General features: G+C 69.8%; 20 protein-coding genes and 1 pseudogene. 14 read left to right on the forward strand and 7 right to left on the reverse strand.

Going from position 1 to position 22,224, the window contains the following annotated elements:
- Window positions 1-15 precede the first annotated feature (15 nt).
- The 4 genes from MMF94_RS12550 to MMF94_RS12565 form a co-directional block, all read right to left on the reverse strand.
- On the reverse strand, window positions 16-714 hold the full coding sequence (locus MMF94_RS12550) for an SDR family oxidoreductase (RefSeq protein ID WP_241036548.1): 699 nt from the start codon (window positions 712-714) through the stop codon (window positions 16-18).
- A 112-nt stretch (window positions 715-826) separates the two neighbouring features.
- The gene (locus MMF94_RS12555) at window positions 827-1,417 is read right to left on the reverse strand and encodes a C40 family peptidase (RefSeq protein ID WP_241036549.1); all 591 of its coding nucleotides are present in this window, start codon (window positions 1,415-1,417) and stop codon (window positions 827-829) included.
- Between the two features lie 548 nt (window positions 1,418-1,965).
- Window positions 1,966-3,045, reverse strand: coding sequence for an inositol-3-phosphate synthase (locus MMF94_RS12560; protein WP_241036550.1), 1,080 nt, complete (start codon window positions 3,043-3,045; stop codon window positions 1,966-1,968).
- A 13-nt stretch (window positions 3,046-3,058) separates the two neighbouring features.
- On the reverse strand, window positions 3,059-3,679 hold the full coding sequence (locus tag MMF94_RS12565) for a PadR family transcriptional regulator (RefSeq protein WP_241036551.1): 621 nt from the start codon (window positions 3,677-3,679) through the stop codon (window positions 3,059-3,061).
- A 156-nt stretch (window positions 3,680-3,835) separates the two neighbouring features.
- Here MMF94_RS12565 and MMF94_RS12570 point away from each other — a divergent pair, with 156 nt between their 5' ends.
- From MMF94_RS12570 to MMF94_RS12580, 3 genes are all read left to right on the forward strand, one after another.
- Window positions 3,836-4,252 (forward strand): DUF5318 domain-containing protein, encoded by a 417-nt coding sequence (locus tag MMF94_RS12570; RefSeq protein WP_241036552.1) that lies wholly within the window; start codon window positions 3,836-3,838, stop codon window positions 4,250-4,252.
- A gap of 258 nt (window positions 4,253-4,510) precedes the next feature.
- Window positions 4,511-6,904 (forward strand): transglycosylase domain-containing protein, encoded by a 2,394-nt coding sequence (locus MMF94_RS12575; protein ID WP_241036771.1) that lies wholly within the window; start codon window positions 4,511-4,513, stop codon window positions 6,902-6,904.
- Window positions 6,905-7,016: 112 nt separating this feature from the next.
- Complete coding sequence (locus MMF94_RS12580) at window positions 7,017-8,546, forward strand: glycosyltransferase family 87 protein (RefSeq protein WP_241036772.1); 1,530 nt, start codon at window positions 7,017-7,019, stop codon at window positions 8,544-8,546.
- 10 nt (window positions 8,547-8,556) lie between these two features.
- On the opposite strand, the gene MMF94_RS12585 is transcribed toward MMF94_RS12580, so the two are convergent.
- Window positions 8,557-9,378 carry an N-acyl homoserine lactonase family protein gene (locus MMF94_RS12585; RefSeq protein WP_241036553.1) on the reverse strand — a complete coding sequence of 274 codons (822 nt, stop codon included), beginning with the start codon at window positions 9,376-9,378 and terminating at the stop codon, window positions 8,557-8,559.
- A 66-nt stretch (window positions 9,379-9,444) separates the two neighbouring features.
- Between MMF94_RS12585 and MMF94_RS12590 the strand changes: the two genes are divergently transcribed.
- A complete protein-coding gene (locus MMF94_RS12590; RefSeq protein ID WP_241036554.1) occupies window positions 9,445-10,911 on the forward strand; it encodes a phenylacetate--CoA ligase family protein in 1,467 nt (488 codons plus the stop codon).
- 49 nt (window positions 10,912-10,960) lie between these two features.
- Complete coding sequence (locus MMF94_RS12595; RefSeq protein WP_241036773.1) at window positions 10,961-11,545, forward strand: NUDIX hydrolase; 585 nt, start codon at window positions 10,961-10,963, stop codon at window positions 11,543-11,545.
- Here MMF94_RS12595 and MMF94_RS12600 read toward each other — a convergent pair.
- Together MMF94_RS12600 and MMF94_RS12605 are read right to left on the reverse strand one after the other, a co-directional pair.
- A complete protein-coding gene (locus MMF94_RS12600) occupies window positions 11,542-12,861 on the reverse strand; it encodes a glycosyltransferase family 87 protein (protein ID WP_241036555.1) in 1,320 nt (439 codons plus the stop codon). The genes MMF94_RS12595 and MMF94_RS12600 overlap by 4 nt on opposite strands.
- Window positions 12,862-12,982: 121 nt before the next feature.
- Entirely contained in the window at window positions 12,983-13,753 is a 771-nt protein-coding gene (locus MMF94_RS12605) for a deoxyribonuclease IV (protein WP_241036556.1), read from the reverse strand.
- Between the two features lie 249 nt (window positions 13,754-14,002).
- Here MMF94_RS12605 and rpsF point away from each other — a divergent pair, with 249 nt between their 5' ends.
- The 9 genes and pseudogenes from rpsF (at window position 14,003) to MMF94_RS12660 (ending at window position 22,211) form a co-directional block, all read left to right on the forward strand.
- A complete protein-coding gene (rpsF, locus tag MMF94_RS12610; protein WP_241036557.1) occupies window positions 14,003-14,341 on the forward strand; it encodes a 30S ribosomal protein S6 in 339 nt (112 codons plus the stop codon).
- 10 nt (window positions 14,342-14,351) lie between these two features.
- On the forward strand, window positions 14,352-14,852 hold the full coding sequence (locus tag MMF94_RS12615) for a single-stranded DNA-binding protein (protein WP_241036558.1): 501 nt from the start codon (window positions 14,352-14,354) through the stop codon (window positions 14,850-14,852).
- 57 nt (window positions 14,853-14,909) lie between these two features.
- A complete protein-coding gene (gene rpsR / locus MMF94_RS12620; RefSeq protein WP_241036559.1) occupies window positions 14,910-15,146 on the forward strand; it encodes a 30S ribosomal protein S18 in 237 nt (78 codons plus the stop codon).
- 43 nt (window positions 15,147-15,189) lie between these two features.
- Window positions 15,190-15,639 (forward strand): 50S ribosomal protein L9, encoded by a 450-nt coding sequence (rplI, locus tag MMF94_RS12625; protein ID WP_241036560.1) that lies wholly within the window; start codon window positions 15,190-15,192, stop codon window positions 15,637-15,639.
- Between the two features lie 537 nt (window positions 15,640-16,176).
- Complete coding sequence (dnaB, locus tag MMF94_RS12630) at window positions 16,177-17,586, forward strand: replicative DNA helicase (protein ID WP_241036561.1); 1,410 nt, start codon at window positions 16,177-16,179, stop codon at window positions 17,584-17,586.
- Between the two features lie 135 nt (window positions 17,587-17,721).
- Window positions 17,722-18,714 carry an iron-siderophore ABC transporter substrate-binding protein gene (locus MMF94_RS12635; protein ID WP_241036562.1) on the forward strand — a complete coding sequence of 331 codons (993 nt, stop codon included), beginning with the start codon at window positions 17,722-17,724 and terminating at the stop codon, window positions 18,712-18,714.
- 412 nt (window positions 18,715-19,126) lie between these two features.
- Complete coding sequence (locus tag MMF94_RS12640; protein ID WP_241036563.1) at window positions 19,127-20,158, forward strand: alpha/beta fold hydrolase; 1,032 nt, start codon at window positions 19,127-19,129, stop codon at window positions 20,156-20,158.
- 29 nt (window positions 20,159-20,187) lie between these two features.
- Window positions 20,188-21,413, forward strand: a pseudogene (locus MMF94_RS43565) (RNA polymerase sigma factor).
- 186 nt (window positions 21,414-21,599) lie between these two features.
- Entirely contained in the window at window positions 21,600-22,211 is a 612-nt protein-coding gene (locus MMF94_RS12660) for a hypothetical protein (protein WP_241036567.1), read from the forward strand.
- The last annotated feature ends 13 nt before the right edge of the window (window positions 22,212-22,224 follow it).

Here is a 22,224-nt window from a genome sequence, read left to right on the forward strand (position 1 = left end):
GCCGCCGTGGCGCGGTCAGCGGGGGGCCGGGCGCAGCACGAGCTCGGTGAGGGCGGCGTCGTCGGGAGCTGTGACGGCCAGCAGCACGGCTCCGGCCACCGACTCGGGCCGTAGATAGGTCTCCGCCTGGTACTCGCCGCCCTCCTGGGCGACGACGCTGCGCTGCATCTCGGTGTCGACCCGCCCGGGGTGCACCGAGGTGACCCGCAGGCCGTTCGGCCCCTCCTCGGCCCGCAGGGCGTCGGCGAACGCCCGCAGGGCGAACTTGCTCGCCGCGTACGACGCCCAACCGGGCAGGGCGTTCAGTCCGACCCCCGCGTTCAGCAGCACGACGCGGCCTCGCGCCGCCCGCAAGGCGGGCAGCAGCAGCCGAGTCAACTCGGCCACCGCCACGACGTTCACCTCGAACTGGCGGCGCCATGTCGCGACCGGAGTCTCGGCGATCGTTCCGAGCGCGCTCATGCCCGCCGAGTGAACGAGGACGTCCAGCCGCTCCACGCCGCCCGTCGCCTCGGCGAGCGCCGCGGTGTCGGTGAGCTCGACGGGCCACGGGCGCGCGCCCGGAAGCTCTGCCGCGAGCGCCTGCAGTGCCTCCGTGTCGCGGCCGCCGAGCAGCAGGTCGTGCCCAGGCGCGAGCGCCCTCGCCACGGCGGCCCCGATTCCGCGGGACGCCCCGGTGACCAGGGCGAGGGGACGCAGGTCGAGCTCCGTCACGGGCGCGCACTCTACGCGGAACGTGATCGAGCTCGCGCTCACGTCCACAAGTGACAGCGTCCGCCCGGCCCGGGAGCCCTCGGGGAGGTGTGGCCGGGCGGAGCTGCCCTGGTCAGACCCGGCGAGCCGAGTGGAACGGCATGCCGCTGATGTTCGAGACCTTGACGGGAGTGCCGGGCTGGCTGGCGTTCACGACCTTGCCGCCGCCGATGTAGATGCCCACGTGGCTGACGGGCGTGTAGAAGAAGACAAGGTCACCCGGACGCAGAGCGGACCTCGGCACGGGCGTGCCGACCCTCGACATGGCCCGGCTGGTGCGGGGCAGGGAAACGCCGACCTTCTTGTAGGCCCAGCTCACCAAGCCGGAGCAGTCGAAGGCGGAGGGGCCTGCCGCGCCCCACCGGTAGGGGGCACCGAGCTTGCTCATCGCGTGGCTGACAGCGGCCGAGCCGGCCCTGCTGGGAGCGGACAGGGCGACGTGCCTGACCGGCAGATCGACGGTCGGTGTCGTACGCGCCGGGGTTGCGCGTGCCGCCTCGACCGGCGCTGCCTCGGGTACTGCTGCGTCGGGAGCTGCTGCTTCGGGAGTTGAGCGGACTGCCGTGTCGGTGGCGTTGGGGAGAACGCCGACCAAAGCTGCTGCGGCGGCAGCGGTAGCCGTGATGGCGAAGCGGGTCGCCAGGGCAGGCATGTGCTTGGACACAGGTGTCGTTCCTCGGGGTGAGCACCGCCTGACGTCCGCCGCCGAGGGGGGAGCAGGCGGCGCCGAAGGGGAGCGGATGCAGCAGGTCCTCGACCTTCGAGGGGCCGTGCCACACCCCGCCAGTCAGGCGGTGACCCGGCGCTCGCAGCTCCGGTTGAGCGGCGATGTTCGCAGGGCCATCGCTGACGCTACGAAGACGTTTCTTGAATTTGTCATGACGCAAATCTCAGTTTTCAGAGTGGTAGTGGTGAGAGAGATCACTTGATCTTCCACTCGGAAAGAGCAGCAGCGTACGGGCGTCGTCCGGCCGAATACCCGCATTGGCGGCGTATTTATCGACGTCACAGTATGGTAGGGACCCCGGAGCCCGCCAGAGCCTGCGACGCAAGAGTGAATTCGTTTGCGGAATGGAAGGAGTCGTAAGTAACGAAAAGGTTGTCGCTATGGAATGAAAAGGACCCCGAACAGCAGGCGGCCCCGGTCGCGGCGAAACGCCCACGACCGGGGCCGGGAAAACTTGCCGGCGGGATGCTCGGGCCGCCGGGCGGTCAGCGCTCCCGCTCGCCGCGGATGAACTCCTCCACGGCCTGGCGAGCCACGTCGTCGCTGTACTGCTCGGGCGGCGACTTCATGAAGTAGCTCGACGGCGACAGCAGCGGGCCGCCGATGCCGCGGTCCTTGGCGATCTTCGCGGCACGCACCGCGTCGATGATGATGCCTGCCGAGTTGGGCGAGTCCCAGACCTCGAGCTTGTACTCCAGGCTCAACGGCACGTCGCCGAACGCCCTGCCCTCGAGCCGCACGTACGCCCACTTCCGGTCGTCGAGCCACGCGACGTAGTCGGACGGTCCGATGTGGACATTGTCCCGACCGAGGTCACGGTCGACCTGGGACGTGACGGACTGGGTCTTGGAGACCTTCTTGGACTCCAGGCGCTCGAGTTCCTTCATGTTCAGGAAGTCCATGTTCCCGCCCACGTTGAGCTGCATCGTGCGGTCGAGCTGCACGCCGCGGTCCTCGAAGAGGCGCGCCAGCACCCGGTGGGTGATGGTGGCACCGACCTGGCTCTTGATGTCGTCACCGACGATCGGGATGCCCGCCGCGCGGAACTTCTCGGCCCACACGGGGTCGGAGGCGATGAACACGGGCAGCGCGTTGACGAAGGCCACGCCCGCGTCGATGGCGGCCTGCGCGTAGAACCGGTCGGCGGCCTCGCTTCCCACCGGCAGGTAGGACACGAGCACGTCGGCCTGGGTGTCCCGCAGTACCTGCGCGACGTCGACCGGCTGCTCGTCGGACTCGGTGATCGTCTCGCGGTAGAACCGGCCGAGCCCGTCGAGCGTGTGGCCGCGCTGGACCGGCACGTCGAGCGGTGGCACGTCCGAGATCTTGATGGTGTTGTTCTCGCTGGCGCTGATGGCCTCGGAGAGGTCGCGGCCCACCTTCTTGGCGTCGACATCGAACGCGGCGACGAAGGTGATGTCCCGGACGTGGTAGCCGCCGAAGTCGACGTGCATCAGCCCGGGGACCCGCGTGGCCGGATCGGCGTCCGCGTAGTAGTGCACACCCTGCACCAGCGATGCTGCGCAGTTCCCGACGCCGACGACGGCGACACGGACCTGACTCATGGCCGGCTCCTCCTCATATTCCAGTGTGCCCAGGCCCCGGCTCACGGGTCCCTGGGTCGATCTGCGGGCGATGGTCGGCTTCGTCGCCGGTAGCACCTTCCTGTTGTGCCCGCTCGGTGGCGATCAGCTCGTTGAGCCAGCGCACCTCGCGCTCGCTCGAGTCGAGGCCGAGCTGGTGCAACTCCCGGGTGTAGCGGTCGATCTGCGCGCCTGCCTTGGTCAACGCCGACCGCAGCCCCTCGCGGCGCTCCTCGACGGCGCGCCTGCGGCCCTCGAGGATCCGCATCCGGGCCTCGGCAGGCGTGCGGGAGAAGAAGGCGAGGTGCACGCCGAAGCTCTCGTCGTCCCACGACTGCGGGCCCGACTCGCTGAGCAGCTCGGCGAGTCGCTCCTTGCCCTCGGCGGTGATTCGGTACACCCGTCTGGCCCGCCGCGACCAGGCACCCGGTTCGGGAGTCGGCTGGCCTGGATCCTCGACGATCAGGCCGGCGCGTGTCAGGCGGCGCAAGGCGGGGTAGAGCGAGCCGTAGGAGAAGACCCGGAACCCGCCCAGCCGCAGCCCGAGCTGCTTGCGCAGCTCGTAGCCGTGTACCGGTGCTTCATGGAGTAGACCGAGGATCGCGAGTTCGAGCACGGGCGACCCCTCCTTCTGCTCCCGCCATCATGGCGTCGCCGATTATATCGGCTCGATACATCTGATCGCTGTGTCGAGCCACACCCCTGCCCAGCTGATCGGGTAGTCCGGAGGCGTTCTCCACGGGGGTGGTGACAGCCCGCGTACCCTGACCGGGTGCGCACCCAGCGACAGGTGGTCGACTACGCGTTGCAGCGTCGAGCGCTGCTCGCCGAGGTCCACTCCGGTCGGGTCGGGGTTGCCGAGGTCTGCGACGCCAGCCCGTACCTGCTCCGCGCGGCCCGGTTCCACGGCGAGCCGACCGACCAGACCTGCCCGGTTTGCCGCAAGGAGCGGCTCACCCAGGTCTCGTGGATCTTCGGTGACGCCCTCAAGCACGCCGCGGGCTCAGCCCGCAAGCCCGAGGAGATCGAGCAGCTGTCGAACTCCTACGCCGATTTTTCCGTTTACGTAGTGGAGGTCTGCCGCACCTGCAGCTGGAACCATCTCGTGCTGTCGTACGTCATGGGAACTGGTGATGCTCCCCACACCAGTGGCCGCAGGTCGGATCGCCGCCGGACCGCCGCCGAGTGACCGACTCCCTACCCCCGAACCTCCGGAGCACCGGTGAGTGATCAGTACCACCCCCGGCCCGGCGCGGTCGGGGGCCCTGGCCGCATTCCGCCGGGCGCCCCCGGTCCCCGATCCGGCCTTCCCCCGCGCCCACCGATGCCTGCAGGTCCGCCCCCCGGGGGTTGGCCCGCGCCGCCTCCACCTCACTCGCCCCACCGTCCCGGACAGCCGTATCCGGCTGCGCCGCCCCCGGGCGCGCGCGGACGCGGCGGCCCGCCCGTGCCTCCGGGCGCACCCGGCAACGGTCGTGTTCCTCCCCAGCGCTACCGCGCGGACGGTCCGCCGGTCACGCAGCAGGGCGGCGCGCAACGCCCGCCGTACAGCTCCGGCGACATGCCGCTGCTCACCCACGACGAGACCGGTGCCACCTCGGTGGCGCGGGAGGGTGCGCTAGCGGTCGCCGAGCGCACAGAGGTGGTCTCCGGCGCTCCCGGGATGCCGCAGAAGCCGGCTCGCAAGAGCAATCCGTGGCAGCGGGTGCGACGGATCCTCTACGTCCTCCTCGGTCTGGCGGTGATCGGGCCGCTGCTCGCCTTCGTCATCGGCTGGATGATCTTCCCGGTGCCCAGTTCCGACGAAGCGGCGCTCACCCAGGTCGCCACGTTCACGTTCGCCGACGACCAGCCGCTGGCCACCGTCCGCCCGGAGAATGTCAACCGGGTCAAGGTCACCCTGGACAAGGTGCCTCTGCAAACGCGCCAGGCCGTGGTTGCGACGGAGGACAACACCTTCTACTCCAACCCGGGCTTCGACATCACCGGCATCCTGCGAGCGGTGTACAACCAGGTCACCGGGGGTATCGGTGGCGGTTCGACGATCACGCAGCAGTACATCAAGGTGTCCAGCGGACACGACGAGAACTCGCTGTGGCGCAAGTACAAGGAGGTCGTCCTCGCGGTGAAGATCTCCCGCGAGCAGACGAAGGACCAGATCCTCGAGAACTACCTCAACACCATCTACCTGGGCAGGGGCGCCTACGGCATCCAGGCCGCGGCGAAGGCGTACTTCAACAAGGATGTCGGCCAGCTGACGGTCTCCGAGAGCGCGATGATCGCCGGCATCATCCAGTCGCCGTCCAACTGGGACCCGGCGAAGAACCTCGACAACTCCAAGAGCCGATGGACCGTCGCGCTCGATCGCATGGTCGAGAACGGATGGCTCTCGCCGGCGGAGCGCGCGCAGCAGACGTTCCCCACCAACTGGCTTCCCGAGCCGCCCTCGTCCGGCGGCATGCCGAGCGACGATCGCTACCACATCTACGAGAAGGCGGTGCAGGAGCTCGCGACCAAGGGGATCACGCAGGACCAGATCGACACCGAGGGTCTGACGATCACCACCACCGTCCAGCAGCAGCGGCAGGCGCAGGCCGTCGACGCGATCAAGAAGGTGATGAGGGGCCAGCCCGACAACCTGCGCACCGCGCTGGTGTCGGTCGACCCGAAGACGGGCGCGATCCTCGCCTACTACGGCGGCGCCAACGGTCTCGGCCTCGACTACGCCAACGCGCTGCGCCAGCCAGGGTCGTCGTTCAAGCCGTTCGTGCTGGCCGCCGCTCTGCAGAGCAACGAGGGCATCGGGCTCGGCTCCTTGTACGACGGATCGTCGCCGCAGCAGTTCGAGGGTGGCGTCACCGTCAGCAACTCCGAGGGCTTCAACTGCGACAGCTGCTCGGTGCAGACGGCCATGACGAAGTCGATCAACACGATCTTCTACCGGATGGCCGTCGACGTCGGCACGCAGCGCGTGGCCGATGCCGCGCACCAGGCCGGCATCCCGTCCGACGTCGAGCTCGCGGCTCGGGGCGGTATCGCCCTCGGTGACTCGGAGGTCCACCCCATCGACATGGCGTCCGCGTTCGCGACGTTCGCCGCCGACGGGGAGCGGCACGAGCCCTACATCGTCTCGAAGGTGGTCGCCGCCGACGGCCGGGTGCTCTTCGACCGCGGTGAGGCCGCCGGTGAGCAGGCGATCCCCCAGCAGGTGGCGCGCAACGTCACCGAGTCGATGATCGACGTCGCGAGCAGTTCCCGCATCGCGCTGTCCGACGGCAGGCCCGTCGCGAGCAAGACGGGCACCGTGCAGCTGCCGGGTAGCAAGAACCAGAACAAGGACGCGTGGACGGTCGGCTACACGCCGTCGATCTCCACCGCCGTGTGGGTCGGCAGCGACCTCAGCGACCCGATCAAGAACTCGGCGGGTAGCCCGATCTTCGGGCGCATGCTGCCAGGGTCGATCTGGCAGGAGTTCATGAACAGCGCACTGCGGGGCACGCCCAAGGAGCAGTTCTCCAAGTTCGTGCCCATGGGCGTGCCGCCGGCAGCCGACCCGGCACTCAACCCGAACCCGTCCGGCTCGCTGTCCCCCTCCGGTACGCCGGGGGACGACTCTGACGAGAACGACGGCCGCGGTCGTGGCAACGGCAACGGGAACGGCCGGGGCAACTCGGATGACGACTCGAACGGAAACTCCGACGATGAGTCGGACTCCGGGTTCGGAGACGGCGGCCTCTTCGGGAGCGACGACGGCAACAACAGCAACAGCAACGACAACGGCGGCGGCTCGTCCGATGACGGCGGCAACTCCGACAACCGCAACGGAAACAACGACAGATGACCGGGCTCGGGGCGGAAGGGCGCGCGACACCGGCTGACGACACGGCCGGGTTCGCGCCGCGGTCCGGCCCGCCAGGGTGAGCCGGGCAGGGCGCGGGGCGGGGCCACCCACTCTGTCCCGCGTGGTGCCCACCTGGACCGAACCGCTCGCCGCCTCCGCGAGCCGGATCGTCGGCGGTCCGCTGGGCCGCCACGCGCTGATCGGACGCAGTTCGTTCTGGACGCCGCTGCGCGTCGTGCTGCTCCTCGCGGTGATCGTGTTGGCACTGGGCTGGCTGGGCAAGGCGCCGTGCCTGCAGCAGGGCCCCTCGGCCGACGGCGGCGTGATGCTCGACTGGCGCAACGGCCGCCAGTACGTGGCGATGTGCTACTCCGACACCGTCCCGCTGTACGGCGTGGAGGGTCTCGACAGCGGGGCGCTGCCGTACCGGGACTCGTGGGTGGAGGGTGCGGGCACGCCCGACGAGCAGGTCCGCTACATGGAGTACCCGGTTCTCACGGGCTTCTTCCAGTACGCCAACGCCCGCCTCGCCGACGGCTGGCTCTGGCTGGTGGAGCAGGTTCCGGCGCTGCCGACGGCCCTGCCTGTCGTCGTGTACTTCGACATCTCCGCGACCTGGCTCGCGCTGGCCTGGCTCGTGGTGGTGTGGGCGGTGCGGATGCTGCGGCAAGCGCGTCCGTGGGACGCCGCGCTCGTCGCGTTGTCGCCGCTGGTCATCGTGCACGCCTTCACCAACTTCGACACACTCGCCGTCGCGTGCGCCACGGCCGGCTTTCTCGCGCTGGCCCGGCGGCGCCCGGTGCTGGCCGGGGTGCTCATCGGTCTGGGCGGGGCGTTCAAGGCCTATCCGCTGTTGTTGCTCCTCCCCGTCGTTCTGGTCGCGTGGCGCCGCCGCGACCTGCCCACGGGCGTGCGCACGGTGGCCGCGGCCGTCGTCACGTGGTTGGTGGTGAACGCCCCGGTCGCGGTGGCGTTCACCCCGGGCTGGTGGGAGTTCTTCCGGCTCAACCAGACGCGGCCCGCCGACCCCGACTCGCTCTACTTCGTCGTCTCGTACTTCACGGGCTGGCCGGGTTTCGACGGTCCGCTGGAGCCCGGTCAGGCCGCGGTGGTGCTCAACACCGTGAGCGCATCGCTGTTCGTGCTGTGCTGCGCGGGGTTGGCGGTGCTGGCGTGGCGTGCGCCGCAGCCGCCGCGGCTCGCGTCGCTCGGCTTCCTGGTGGTGGCGGCGTTCCTGCTGGTCAACAAGGTGTGGAGCCCGCAGTACTCGCTCTGGTTGGTGCCGCTCGCCGTGCTCGCACTACCGCGCTGGCGGCTGCTGATGGCGTGGATGGTGATCGACGCCGTGGTCTGGGTGCCGCGGATGTTCTACTACCTGACCCCAGCGCAGAAGGGTCTGCCGCCGGACTGGTTCCTCGGCGCGGTCGTCCTCCGCGACGCCATGGTCGTGCTGCTGTGCGTGCTGATCGTGCGATCCATCCTGCGGCCCGAGACCGATCCGGTGCGGACGGCACGGTCGCGGAGCCGCTCGGACGACCCGGACTGGCCTGCGTCCCGGCCGTGCGGCACTCGTGAGGGGCGGCCGCTGCGGCCGGGGTCCGGAGTCGCCACCGACGCCGACCCCGTCCGCAACGGGTCCTGATCCCCCGGGATCACGCCAGCACGACAGCAACCTTGCCGGCGGCTCCGGGGGCCGCGGGGAAGCGCTCGCGCGTGCGGGCGTCGTGGCCCGGCACGATCGTGGCTCCGAACTCCTTGCCCATCCGGTTGATCAGCGCCAGGCCGTCGCGCATCTCGTCGATGTCGGTGAAGGCGAAGAACGGCCAGCCGTGCTCGATCTGCTCGTAGAAGTGTGCGGCGTCCGACGCCAGTACGAGCGGGCCGTTCGCCGTCTGCACGGTGACGACCAACTCGCCCGGGCAGTGGCCTCCCACCGGATGCACCGCGATCGAGGGGGCGACGGCGGCAGGTTCGCGCACCAGCCGGAGCCGGCCTTCGTCCTCGGCCCGTTGCACGACGGCGAGGTCGGCCTCCGTGGTGAACTCGCCGTTCAGAGCGCCGGAGGCGCGCTTGCCGAACCAGTAGTCGTACTCGCGGCCACCGGAGACCACCTCGGCCGCGGGGAACAGGCCCAGGTGGCCGATGTGGTCGTAGTGGAAGTGGCTGGTGACCACCCGCGCCACCGAAGCGGGGTCGATCTGCAGCAGTTCGAGGCACTCCGGAGGCGAGGTGACCGGCACCTCGCCCAGCCAGTCGCGCGCCGCGACGTCGTAGCCGGTGTCGACCAGAGTGATCCCGTCGTCGCCGTGGATGACCCAGAAGTTGTAGTCCATCTCGAGCCAACCGTCGGGGACGCCGTAGGAGGCGTAATCGTGGAACACGTCGCTGCGGCGGACGCGGCGCTCCGCGTACTTCACCGACAGAACTTCTCGCGCGGGAGCGAGCACAGCCGGATCGATCAATTCGACCTCCATGTCCGATCATCAGACTGTCCTACAACCGGTGGCAGCCTAGCCGACCGGGATCGCTAATCTCGGCAGATGCTCGACGAGCGACCAGCCGATGTTCTCGCCGCCTACCGGGAGTTCTTCGACGGTGCGGAGTCCGGCGGCGAGGAGCGGGCCATCGAGCTCTTCCACGACGTCGCCGGGTTGGTGCCGGCCTACCGGGAGTTCCTGCGGGACCACGAGGTCGACCCCGACTCGATCCGCTCCCTCGCCGAGTTCCGCGGTCTCCCGCTGATGACCAAGGACACCTACCTTCGGCGCCATCCGCTGCCCCGGCTGTGCCGGCACGGGCGGATCGACGACAGCGACATGATCGCGGTGTCCTCCGGCTCGACCGGACGCCCGACGATCTGGCCGCGGTCGCTCGTCGACGAGCTGCACATCGCCCGCCGGTTCGAACAGATCTTTCGCGACGGGTTCGGCGCGGCAGGCCGCAGCACGCTCGCCGTGGTGTGCTTCCCACTGGGCACCTGGGTGGGCGGCTTGTTCACCGCCGCGTGTGTGCGGCACCTCGCGGCCAAGGGCTACCCGATCACGGTTGTCGCGCCGGGCAACAACAAGGGCGAGATCCTGCGCGTCCTGCCGGAGCTCGGGCCGCACTTCGACCAGGTCGTCCTGCTCGGCTATCCGCCGTTCGTGAAGGACGTGATCGACACCGGGGTGGCCGACGGCCTCGACTGGTCGTCGTACGCCATCAAGCTCGTTCTCGCGGGCGAGGTGTTCAGCGAGGAGTGGCGCGACCTCGTGGCCCGGCGCGCCGGCATGGCCAACCCCGTGACCGACTCCGCCTCGCTCTACGGCACCGCCGACGCCGGCGTGCTCGGCAACGAGACTCCGCTGTCCGTGTCGATCCGCCGCTTCCTGGCCGGTCGTCCCGAGCTGGCGAGCGAGTTGTTCGGGAATCTCCGGCTGCCCACACTGGTCCAGTACGACCCCGGCAGCCGGTTCTTCGAGGCGCAGGACGGCACCCTGCTCTTCTCCGGTGACAGCGGCATCCCGTTGATCCGCTACCACATCGCCGACGAGGGAGGCGTGCTCCCGCATCGGGAGTTGCTCGACGTCTGCGTGCGCCACGGGTTCGAACCGGTGCCCGGTCCCCCGCTGCCCTTCGTCTACGTCTTCGGGCGGTCCCTGTTCGCCGTCTCGTTCTTCGGGGCGAACGTCTACCCGGAGAACGTCGCCGTGGCGCTCGAGCAGCCGGTGATCAGCGAGCAGGTCACGGGCAAGTTCGTCCTCGAGACGGTCGAGGACGACGACCGGAACCGCCGGCTGCGGATCACCGTCGAGCTCGCTCCCGGCCGCACGGTCGACACCGACGCCTTCTCGTCCGACGTGGCCGAGTCCGTCCGGCATCAGCTGCAGCGGCGCAACAGCGAGTACGCCCACTACGTGCCTGCGGACCAGCAGCTTCCTCAAGTGCAGCTGCGGGCCACGGGCGACCCCGAGTACTTCCCTGTCGGCGTCAAGCATCGCTACACGCGGCAGAGCCCTGGCAACTGACCGTGCTGCCCAGGACCGTTCCGTGAGGCACGATCAGGACGTGGACAGCATGCGCTCGCAGGTGGTCGATGCCCTGCGCCGGTTCGACCGTCGTCCTGCCGAGCGGCCGGACCTCAAACGCGCCTCGGTGGCGATCGCGCTCATCGAGCCGGGCCCGGCGTTCCTGCTGACCCGTCGTGCGCCGACCCTGCGGGGCCACGCCGGCCAATGGGCGTTGCCCGGCGGACGCAACGAACCAGGTGAGTCACCAGGGGAGGCGGCGCGGCGCGAGCTCGCGGAGGAGCTGGGGCTCGTCCTGGGCACGGACGCCGAGCTGGGCATGCTCGACGACTACCCCACGCGGTCGGGCTACGTGATCACGCCGGTGGTGCTCTGGGCAGGGACCGACGGGGAGCTGCAGCCGAACCCTGCCGAGGTGAGCGAGCTGCACCGCGTGCCGCTGGACCTGATCGACATCGAGCCGCGGTTCCTCACGATCCCCGAGTCCGACGCACCGGTGATCCAGCTCCCGCTGTTCGGCCGCTTCGTGCACGCGCCCACCGGTGCGGTGCTCTACCAGTTCCGGGAGGTGGTGCTGCACGGGCGCCCCACGCGGGTGGCGCATCTGGAACAGCCGGTGTTCGCCTGGCGCTAGGCCGGCGACGGGCGAACGGCCCCTGTGAGCGCCACCGGGGGGTCGGCCTCGCCGTCCGCCAGGCGGTCGGGCAGGCGGAGGAACACCACGAACAGGACGACGAGGAGCGCCGCCCGTCCCCAGACGCCGATGGCCACGGCCTGCGCCGCGAAGCCCTCGTAGATGCCGATCCCCACGCCGGTCTTCAGCGCGTAGAACCAGCGGAAGATGCCGATGCCCATCATCAGGTCGACGATCAGGTAGCCGACGACCCACCGCCACGGCACCTGCAGCAGCACGAAGAACGGCAGGAGCCACAGCGTGTACTGCGGGGAGTGCACCTTGTGCAGCAGCAGGAAGCCGCACAGCATCGCCGCGCTCACCGCGACCCAGGGGTAGACGCCACTGCGGCGCCACCGCCACCAGCCCACCGCCGCGGCCACCGCGAACGACAGCAGCACGAGGCCGGGCGAGAGCCAGTTGATGACGGCCTGGAAGGCGACGTTGTCGGGCTCGGACTCCGGCCGGAAACCCCAGTACCAGATGGAGTTGGTGGTGAGGTCGACCTTGCGCAGCTCCTGGAACGTGAACGACGCGCGCCAGCCCTCGTACCCGGCCACTGCGAAGGGCAGGTTCACCAGGATGACGGTGCCGGCGGCGGCCAGCGCGACCCGCAACGCGGCGCCCCAGTGCAGCACCCCGGGCCGTGATGCGGTGAGCACGTAGAGCGCGAGCGGGAGCACGAAGGCTCCGGGGTAGAGCTTGAACGCGAAGCCGAGCCCGAGCAGGACGCCCGCCACGGCGCCCCGGTCGGCGAGTGAGCGCTCGGTGCGCCAGCCGTGCATCACGAACACGGCTCCGACCGCGCAGGCCACCACGGGCAGGTCCCAGTTGTGGAACGCATAGAGCACCAGCGGCGGGCCGAGCGCCCACACCAGCGCGCGCCACCGGGACAACCGGCCCAGCATCCAGCCGGTGAGCAGGCCGAATGGCGCCATCAGCAGCGCCGAGCCGAGCAGGAAACCGGCGTCGTTGTGCGCGAACAGTGCCCCGGCCCAGATGAGCATCCCGGTGAGCACCGGGTACTCGACCGTGCCGCCGACGAGCTGGCCGTCCGGGGTGATCGACCCGTTGAGGTACGGGAAGACGTGGTGGTTGATCTCGCGGCCGAGCCACAGGTGCTGGATGTCGGAGTAGCAGACGTCGCGGTCGATCCGGATGTCGTAGTCGGGCTCGCTGCGGCCCGCCGCGTCGAACTCCGGTCCGGTGCAGCGGGCCTTGTTGGCGTAGCCGAGCACCAGCATGAGGCCGGTGAGCAGCACCAGCACGACCAGCATGGCGCGGCCCGCCCGGGATACGGGAACGGCTGCTGGAGCGGACCGGTCCGTTCGGACGGGGCCCACTGCGGAGCGTGTCACCGGCCGGCCCCGACGCCGTCCGGTTCGTCCAGCGGACAGTTCACGACCCCAGCCGCTCGCGGAGGAACGCGATGTCGTCGGCCTGGCCCTCGGTCGGCGTCTCGACGACCACCGGCGCGTCCGCGGCGGCGCAGACGGCAGCCAGCTGCTCGGGCTCGATGGTGCCGTCGGCGATGTTGGCGTGGCGGTCGCGGGCGGAGCCGAACTCGTCGCGGGAGTTGTTGAGATGCACCAGGTCGATCCGGCCCGTGATGGACTTCGCCCGGTCGACGACGTCGACGAGATCCTCACCGGCTGCGAAGGCGTGGCATGTGTCGAGGCAGAACCCCACCCCGAACTCACCGACGGCATCCCAGAGGCGGGCCAGGGCGTCGAACCGGCGCGCCATGGCGTTGTCGCCGCCTGCGGTGTTCTCGATGAACACCGGCACGGCGAAACCGCCCTCGTCCATCTGCCGCTCGATGAACTTGCGCCAGTTCTCGAAGCCCTTGGCGGCGTCCTCGCCCTGCGTGACGTGGCCGCCGTGGACCACCAGGCCGATGGCGCCGACCTCGGCTGCTGCCACCGCATGCTGGATCACGAGCTTGCGGGACGGGATGCGGATGCGGTTGTTCAGCGACGCCACGTTGATGACATACGGTGAATGCACCACGACGGCGAGCGGGCCCGTGCGCAGCTGCTCGGCCTGCGGGTGCGTCGGCGGCTTCTTCCAGCCCTGTGGGTCGGCCAGGAACATCTGCACGATGTCGGCCCCACGGTCGGCCGCCGTGACCAGCGGGTCGTCCTCACGCACGTGGGCCCCGATGAGCATGCGGGCAAGCGTAGTGACCGCCCCCGACAGCCGTTCCCTGGCGTGGTCCGCTCGGCCCAACAGGGCCGCGGGGGCGACCGGAGCTCCACTCGTTCGCCCTGGTAGCCTCGTCATGTCGACCCGACCGGCGTCCTCCGGATGCCGCACGCGCAGCCCATTTGCGGCGGCCGTTTCTGTCGGGGCTTCCTGAGAACCTCCTGTCGCGGATGGACCGCGACCGTTCCAGTCCATAGGAGGTGAGTGGTTCTCATGCGTCATTACGAGCTGATGGTCATCCTCGACCCCAGCCTGGACGAGCGCACTGTGACGCCGTCCCTGGAGACGTTCCTCAACGTCGTCAAGAACGACAAGGGCACCGTCGAGAAGATCGAGGTCTGGGGCAAGCGCCGCCTGGCCTACGAGATCGCCAAGAACGCGGAGGGCATCTACGCCGTCCTCGAGGTCACCTGCGAGCCGGCCACCGTCGCCGAGCTCGACCGCCAGCTGGGGCTCAACGAGTCCGTGCTGCGCACCAAGGTGATGCGCCGCGAGCCGAAGCGGGCCGTCGAGCCGAAGCGGGCGCCCGCGCCTGCTGCCGCCGCGAGCTGAGGCGATAGCCATGGCCGGCGAGACAGTGATCACCGTGGTCGGCAACCTCACCGCCGACCCGGAGCTGCGCTTCACCCCGTCCGGCGCCGCGGTCGCCAACTTCACCGTGGCGGCCACCCCGCGCACCTTCGACCGCCAGTCCGGCGAGTGGAAGGACGGCGACGCGCTGTTCATGCGCTGCAACGTGTGGCGGCAGGCGGCGGAGAACGTCGCCGAGACGCTCACCCGCGGTATGCGTGTGATGGTGCAGGGCAGGCTGCGGCAGCGCAGCTTCGAGACCCGCGAGGGCGAGAAGCGCACCGTCGTCGAGCTCGAGGTCGACGAGGTCGGCCCGTCGCTGCGCTACGCCACGGCCAAGGTCAACAAGGTCAGCCGCGGTAGCGGCGGCGGTGGCTTCGGCGGTGGTTCCGGCGGCGGCGGTGGTGGCGGTGGCGCCCCGATGGACGACCCGTGGGGATCCGCCCCGCCGGCCGGCAGCGGCCCGGCGATGGACGACGAGCCCCCGTTCTAACCCAGAGACCACTCTCCGCCCGCGTGGCGGTATCGAGCACAACCAGGAGCAACCCCTATGGCCAAGCCCGTCCTGCGCAAGCCGAAGAAGAAGGTGTGCGCCTTCTGCAAGGACAAGGCCCAGGTGATCGACTACAAGGACACCGGCCTGCTGCGGAAGTTCATCTCTGACCGCGGCAAGATCCGAGCCCGCCGGGTCACCGGCAACTGCCGTCAGCACCAGCGTGATGTCGCGGTCGCGGTGAAGAACTCCCGCGAGGTCGCGCTGCTGCCCTACACCTCGACCGCCCGCTGAGCGAGCTCGCGAGCGAACCTCAGTACAGCGGAGGACCCACACCATGAAGCTCATCCTCACCGCCGACGTGCCCAACCTCGGTGCGCCCGGCGACATCGTCGAGGTCAAGGACGGCTACGGGCGCAACTACCTGCTGCCCCGCTCGCTGGCCGTGGCCGCCACGCGCGGCGCGGAGAAGCAGGTCGCGGCGATCAAGCGGTCCCAGCAGGCCCGTCAGATCCGCGACCTCGGCCACGCCAAGGAGGTCGCCGGCCAGCTCGGCGGGCTCTCGGTCACCGTCCGGGCCAAGGCGGCGGGCGACTCCGGCCGTCTCTTCGGCTCGGTCACCGCGGCCGACGTCGTCGAGGCCGTCCGTGCGGCGGGCGGCCCGCCGCTCGACCGGCGTGCCGTGGAGGTGCCCGGTCAGATCAAGACCGTCGGCACCCACGCCGTCACGGTGCGCCTCCACCCGGAGGTCACGGCAGAGCTGGACATCGCCGTCGAGGCGAGCTGACTCGACGCGCTCACCGTCACCAGCAGTAATCAGGGCGGGACGCGGGCACATGGCCCGCGTCCCGCCCTGTTCTCTTTCTGGTTGATCTCGGGCGCTCTCTCCCTTGCGCTCGCTTGCGGGTTCGAGGAAAGGTGACGGAGGCATCGCCGAGTGACCGTCCGGACGCGCCAGGTGTGTGCTTCGTGAGCGCGCCCGACACGCCGAAACAGTCTCGTCGGCGTGTCGTGACGAGAAAGTTGTCCACATTTGCGATCATGCCGGTGAACTGCGGAGACGCACCGTAGAAGCCAGTTGTCCCCATGTGGTCCACAGGCTGCTCCCTACTCGCTCCTGGGCGGCTCTCGATCCGTCCCCACCCCGTCCCCAGCTCCGTGCACAGGGCGGTTTTGAACCGTCGGTGGAGCCCCATAACCTGCTCGCTCGGGGTCCGAGATCGCCTGCCCGGCGACAACTTCGGTTCACCGGAGTGTCACCCCGGGCCCGGGAGGCGCTTCGAACGCATGTTCGATATGATAGTGACTGGGGGTGACGCTGCGTATGGCTCTGGCTGACGATCGTCCCGCAAGCAGACCGCGTCCGGTGCGCGCGGCGGGCGAGGCAGCGCCGGAGCAGGGTGGCAGTGCATTCGACCGTCAGCCCCCGCAGGACCTCACTGCCGAGCAGTCGGTTCTCGGCGGCATGCTGCTGAGCAAGGACGCCATCGCCGACGTGGTCGAGGTGCTGCGGCCCGACGACTTCTACCGTCCGGCCCACCAGACGGTCTACGACTGCATCCTCGACCTCTACGGCCGGGGCGAGCCCGCCGACGCCGTCACGGTGTCGTCCGAGCTGCAGCGCCGGGGCGAACTGATCCGTCTCGGCGGGGCGCCGTATCTCCACACGCTGATCGCCACGGTGCCCACCGCGGCCAACGCCGCGTACTACGCCGAGATCGTCGCCGAGAAGGCCATCCTGCGGCGTCTGGTCGAGGCGGGCACGCGCATCGTGCAGCTCGGCTACCACGGCGCCGACGGAGCCGAGGTCAACGAGGTCGTCGACCGCGCCCAGGCGGCCATCTACGAGGTCACCGAGCGCAGCACCAGCGAGGACTACGTGGCGCTGGAGGAGCTCCTCCAGCCCACGATGGACGAGATCGATGCCATCGCCTCGCGAGGCGGCGTCGCGCTGGGTGTGCCCACCGGGTTCGCCGACCTCGACGCAGCCACCAACGGGCTCCACCCCGGGCAGATGATCGTTGTGGCCGCGCGACCCGGTCTCGGGAAGTCGACGCTCGGCCTCGACTTCGCCCGCTCCTGCTCGGTCGCGCACGGTCTCACCAGCGCGGTGTTCTCGCTGGAGATGAGCAAGTCCGAGATCGTCATGCGGCTGCTGTCGGCAGAGGCCCGTATCCGGCTCGCCGACATGCGCGCCGGCCGGATGAGCGACGACGACTGGACGCGTATGGCGCGGCGGATGAGTGAGATCAGCGAGGCGCCGATCTTCATCGACGACTCGCCCAACCTCACGCTGATGGAGATCCGTGCCAAGGCGCGCCGTCTCAAGCAGCGCAACGACCTCAAGCTCGTGATCCTCGACTACCTGCAGCTCATGACGTCGGGCCGCAAGGTCGAGTCGCGCCAGCAGGAGGTGTCGGAGTTCTCCCGGCAGATCAAGCTGCTGGCCAAGGAGCTCGAGGTGCCGGTGGTGGCGATCAGCCAGCTGAACCGTGGGCCCGAGCAGCGCACCGACAAGCGCCCCATGCTGTCCGACCTGCGTGAGTCGGGCTCGATCGAGCAGGACGCCGACATGGTGATCCTGCTCCATCGCCCCGACGCGTTCGAGCGCGACGACCCCCGGGCCGGCGAGGCCGACCTGATCCTCGCCAAGCACCGTAACGGGCCCACGAGCACGATCACCGTGGCCCACCAGCTCCACTACAGCCGCTTCGCCGACCTGGCCCACGGCTGACCAACCAGCGTGTAGTGGGTCTGAAATTTGATGTCGTAGTGGGCGGCACGTGCGTTATTTCGCCGCGGGTGCCCGGTCAGCGTCGTCGCCGCCGAGGTTATGGAAGGTTTGCCTAACTTCGGGTAGGAAGGTCGGGTGCGTCTCCGACCCGCTCCCCTCGTCGCCGCCGGCCTCGCGGCGCTCGCCCTGCTCACAAGCTGTTCCTCGTCGTCGATCGAGCAAGCTGCGCCCGCGCCCACAACGGATGGCGCTTATCCGGTGACGATCGACCACAAGTTCGGCAGCACCACGATCGCGGCGCCGCCGCAGCGCGTGGTGTCGCTCGGCTACACCGAGCAGGATGCGATCCTTGCATTCGGCGTCGTGCCGGTCGGCGTGCGCTACGCCTTCGGCCCGCAGGACGATGTGTTCTTCCCCTGGGTCGACACGGCCGCAGGCAGTGCGACGCCGACGATCCTGCCGCGCGAGGAGGTCGACCCCGAGGCGGTCGCCGCGCTCCGACCGGACCTGATCATGGCCGTGACAGCCGGGCTCGACCAGAACCAGTACGAGGTGCTGAGCCGGATCGCGCCGGTCGTCGTGCCGCCGAAGGAGTACCTGGACTTCGGCGTGCCGTGGCAAGACCAGACCCGCATCGCCGGCCGCGCCCTCGGCCAGAGCGGCAGGGCCGAGGAGCTCGTCGCTCAAGTCGAGGCGAAGTTCGCCGAGGTCAAGGCCGCTAACCCCGGCCTGATCGGGAAGAGCCTGGCGCTCTCCGGCCCCTCCTACGACGGCCGGTACCCCATCCACGCCAGCGCCGACACCCGCACGCGGTTCTTCGGCGAGCTCGGGATGGTAGTGCCGCCAGCGCTCGACGCGATCGCCGGCGACCAGTTCTACGGCTACCTGAGCCGCGAACAGGCCGGAATGCTGAACGAGGACGTGGTGGTGTTCCAGTCGGGTTCGCAGCAGGAGAAGTCCTCGATCGAGGCGGACCCGATCCTGAAGGTCGTGCCGGCCATCGCGCAGGGCCGGTCAATATTCATCGAGGGCGCCGATTACGACGCCCTGCAGTTCGCCAGCGTTCTCTCGCTGCCGTACCTGCTCGACTCCTTCGTCCCGAAGCTCACGGCGGTCGCGAAGGCTTGATCGAGACGCGACGACGGCGGGCAGCTCGTGACACGCGCCGAACGCGGACGATCCGTGCTGCGTGAGACAAGCTGAGGACCCCGCAAGTCAACCGAGATCACTACGTCACGGAGGCTCAGAGCGCACAGGGAGCCGGCCGCCATCGTGGGTTCCTCGAAATGCTGACACCGCTCGGGCGGGTGGCGGAGGCGCGGAAGGCGCTGGGCCTCGCGGTGGGGCGGTGCGGGAACGCCCGTGAGCGGGAACCGTTTCCTGAGGTGGGCGGGGCGGTTCCGATCGGTGTGACCGGATGCACGAACAACTCAGTATAAACTTGGTACTCAGCTGTTTTATTCTCGCATGCCGGGCTGGTGGCCCAGCACGGCGCGCGAGGGGAATCGAACGAGCGTCGCCCGGCAAGGGGTGTGTGCCATTGGGAATCACCGAGCACGTCGTCAGGTCGCCGAGACACACCACCTCCTATCTGGCTGCTGGTCCGCCCGACGGCGCGCTGATGATCTTCGTGCACGGCTGGCCTGCCACCGCACGGACCTGGAAGCACCAGATTCGCTGCTTCGCCGCTCTCGGATTTCGGGTGGTGGCGCCGGACATGCGCGGATACGGCAACTCGACGGTGTACGGATCATCCGACGCGTACGCCCAGGAGAATGTTGTCGCCGACATGCTGGAGTTGCTCGCTCACCTCGGCCGGCACAGCGCGGTGTGGATCGGACACGACTGGGGAAGCCCCACGGTCTGGAACCTGGCCGCTCACCATCCCGACCGCTGCGTCGCCGTCGCGAGCCTGTGCGTCCCCTACGCTCGGCTCGAACGCGGGCTCGACGCCCTTCTGTCGTCGGTCAACCGCACCACCTATCCGGCGGAGACGTATCCGGCCGGGCAGTACGACTACATGGCCTACTACGAACAGCACGCCGATGAGGTCATCGAGCTGTTCGACTCCGCACCTGCCGGCGTGGTGAAGGCGTTCTACCGCCGTGGTGATCAGGCGAGTATCGGCACCGTGTCGAGAACAGCCGTGATCAGCCGCGACGGTGGATGGTTCGGCGGAACCGGCATCGTGCCGGACGTTCCGCTGGACACCGCGGTGCTCGACGAGGTCGACCTCGCCGCGCTCGCCTCGTCATTCGCCCGCAACGGTTTCGCCGGACCGATCGCCTACTACCTCAACCACGTCGCGAACCGCGACTTCGCGTCACGCGCCCCTGGAGACGGCCATCTCGATCTTCCGGTGCTCTTCGTCGGCGCCGCATACGACCAGGTGGCCGACGTCGTCACCACAGACGCCGCCGAACCGATGCGACGCTGGTGCCGCGACCTCACCGAGATCACGATCGAGGCAGGTCACTGGGTGGCCCTCGAACAGCCCGAGAAGGTCAATGCTGTGCTGGCCCACTGGTTGGCCACCCGCACCGGGAGCTTCTGGCCCACCGGCTCGCCCTGACCCAGTGGATTGCGATCCTCTCGTCGCGCGTGGAGGCGATCTGGCGGATCGAGTCCGCCCGGATCGTCGGCGCGCCGGCCGGCTACACCGGCGACTTCGCCCTCGCCGAGGACCTCGCGCACGAGGCGCTGGTCAGCTGGCCCCGCGAGGGCGCACCCCGCAACCCGGCGGGATACCTGCTGACCGTCGGCCGCCGCCGGGCCGTCGACGGCTTCCGCCGCCGTGCCGTCCAGGACGACCGTTACGCCGTCCTCGCCCCGTGACCTCGGCGAGGGCGGCGCCACGTCCGGCGCCCCGGCCCCGCAGGAACCCCCGGACGGCGACGTCCTGTGGGACCCGGACCAGATCGACGACGACGTCCTGGCCTGGCGTTCATCGCCTGCCACCCGGTCGTCTCGCGGGAGGCGAGAGTGGCGCTCGCGCTGCGCGTGCTCGGCGGCCTGACCAGCGACGAGATCGCCCGCGCCTTCCTGGTCCCCACCGCCACCGTGCAGGCCAGGATCACCCGCACCAAGAAGACCCTGGCCGCCGCCCGCGTCCCGTTCGAGGCGCCGGCCCCACAGGACCGCTCGGCTCGCATCGGCTCGGTGCTGAGCGTGGTCTACGTGATCTTCACCGAGGGCTCGACGGCGACCTCGGGGGAGCGCTGGATCCGCACCGACCTGGCCCACGTAGCCGTCCGGCTGGCCCGCCTGCTGCCACATGAACCGGAGGTCCTGGGCCTGCTCGCGCTGCTCGAGCTCACCGCCGCCCGCTTCCCTGCCCGCACCGGTCCGTCCGGCGAGCCGGTCCTGCTCGAGGACCAGGACCGCGCCCGCTGGGACCGCGCAGCCATCGGCCGCGGCCGGGCGGCCCTCACCCGCGCCGCCCGGGTGGGCCGCGGCCTGGGCCCGTACGGCCTGTAGGCCGCCATCGCCGAGTGCCACGCCATCGCGCCGTCGGTGGAGCAGACGGACTGGCCCCGCATCGTCCTGCTCTACGACGCCCTCGGCCGCCTCCCTCCGTCCCCGGTGGTCGACCTGAACCGCGCCGTGGCCGTCTCGATGGCCGAGGGGCCGGCGGCTGCCCTCACGATCGTGGACGGGCCGCCGCCGAGTTCCGCAACTCCCACCTGCTCCCTGCCGTCCGCGGCGAACTGCTGACCCGACTCGGACGGCTGGCGGAGGCCCGGAAGGCGCTGGGGCTCGCGGTGGGGCGGTGCGGGAACGCCCGCGAGCGGGAATTGCTGGGGCGCAAGCGGGACGCGCTCGGTTGACGTTGTGCGGATAGGTGAGTGGTTCTCCCGGTCATCGCGGTCACCAGACGAACGCACGCGCCGATGCGCTCTGAATGGCGTGAACGTCGGTGTGGGGCCGGCGAAGCGGGCGGGCAGGCGGCAACGGTGTGACCGCAAGACCGGTCTCAGCGTCCTTTCAACTTGGGATCTCTAGCCTTTCCGCCCGTGACCCGAGCGCCGGCGCAGCTGAACATGGCCGCGCCCGGCCGTGCTGCGGATCCGGTGAAGCCTGCATGGTCTGGCCCGTCAGGTCTGCGTCACCTGGCTCTGCTGGCAGTGACGGCAGTGATCGGTGGGTTGCTGATCCTGTGCTGCTGCTCCGAGGACGCGAGCGAGGCGCAGTCGGCCGACACACAAAGCGCGACGCCGCCGCTCAGCGAACGGCTCCTCGCAGTAGCCGCACCCGATCCTCTCGCCGAGCATCTGTCCGATGTCGTCGAGGACGGGTCGCGGACGCTGTTCGTCGATACCGACGCTCTGGTGAGCCGACGCGAGGCCGGCTACGGCTCGCTCACGGCACCGGTGGCGACGGGCACAGCTGTGCATGACGGGCTCGTCGCCACCGCGGCCCCGCATTCGCATTGCGATCCACATTCCGATGGTCTGGACGCCATAGTTCTGCCGGCCCCACCCGCGCTCGATGGCATGCCGGGGCTCATCGTGCTTCCCGCGAACGTTGATGCGCCTTCCGCAGGGGCCGGCTGGGGCCGGAACGCCGTTCTCCGGCAGGCCACACCGGAATCGTCTCCCTATCTTCTCTGCATCTTGCGGACATAGGCCGTACGGCCAG

This window comes from Pseudonocardia alaniniphila (genome assembly GCF_022524485.1).
Lineage (GTDB): Bacteria > Actinomycetota > Actinomycetes > Mycobacteriales > Pseudonocardiaceae > Pseudonocardia > Pseudonocardia alaniniphila.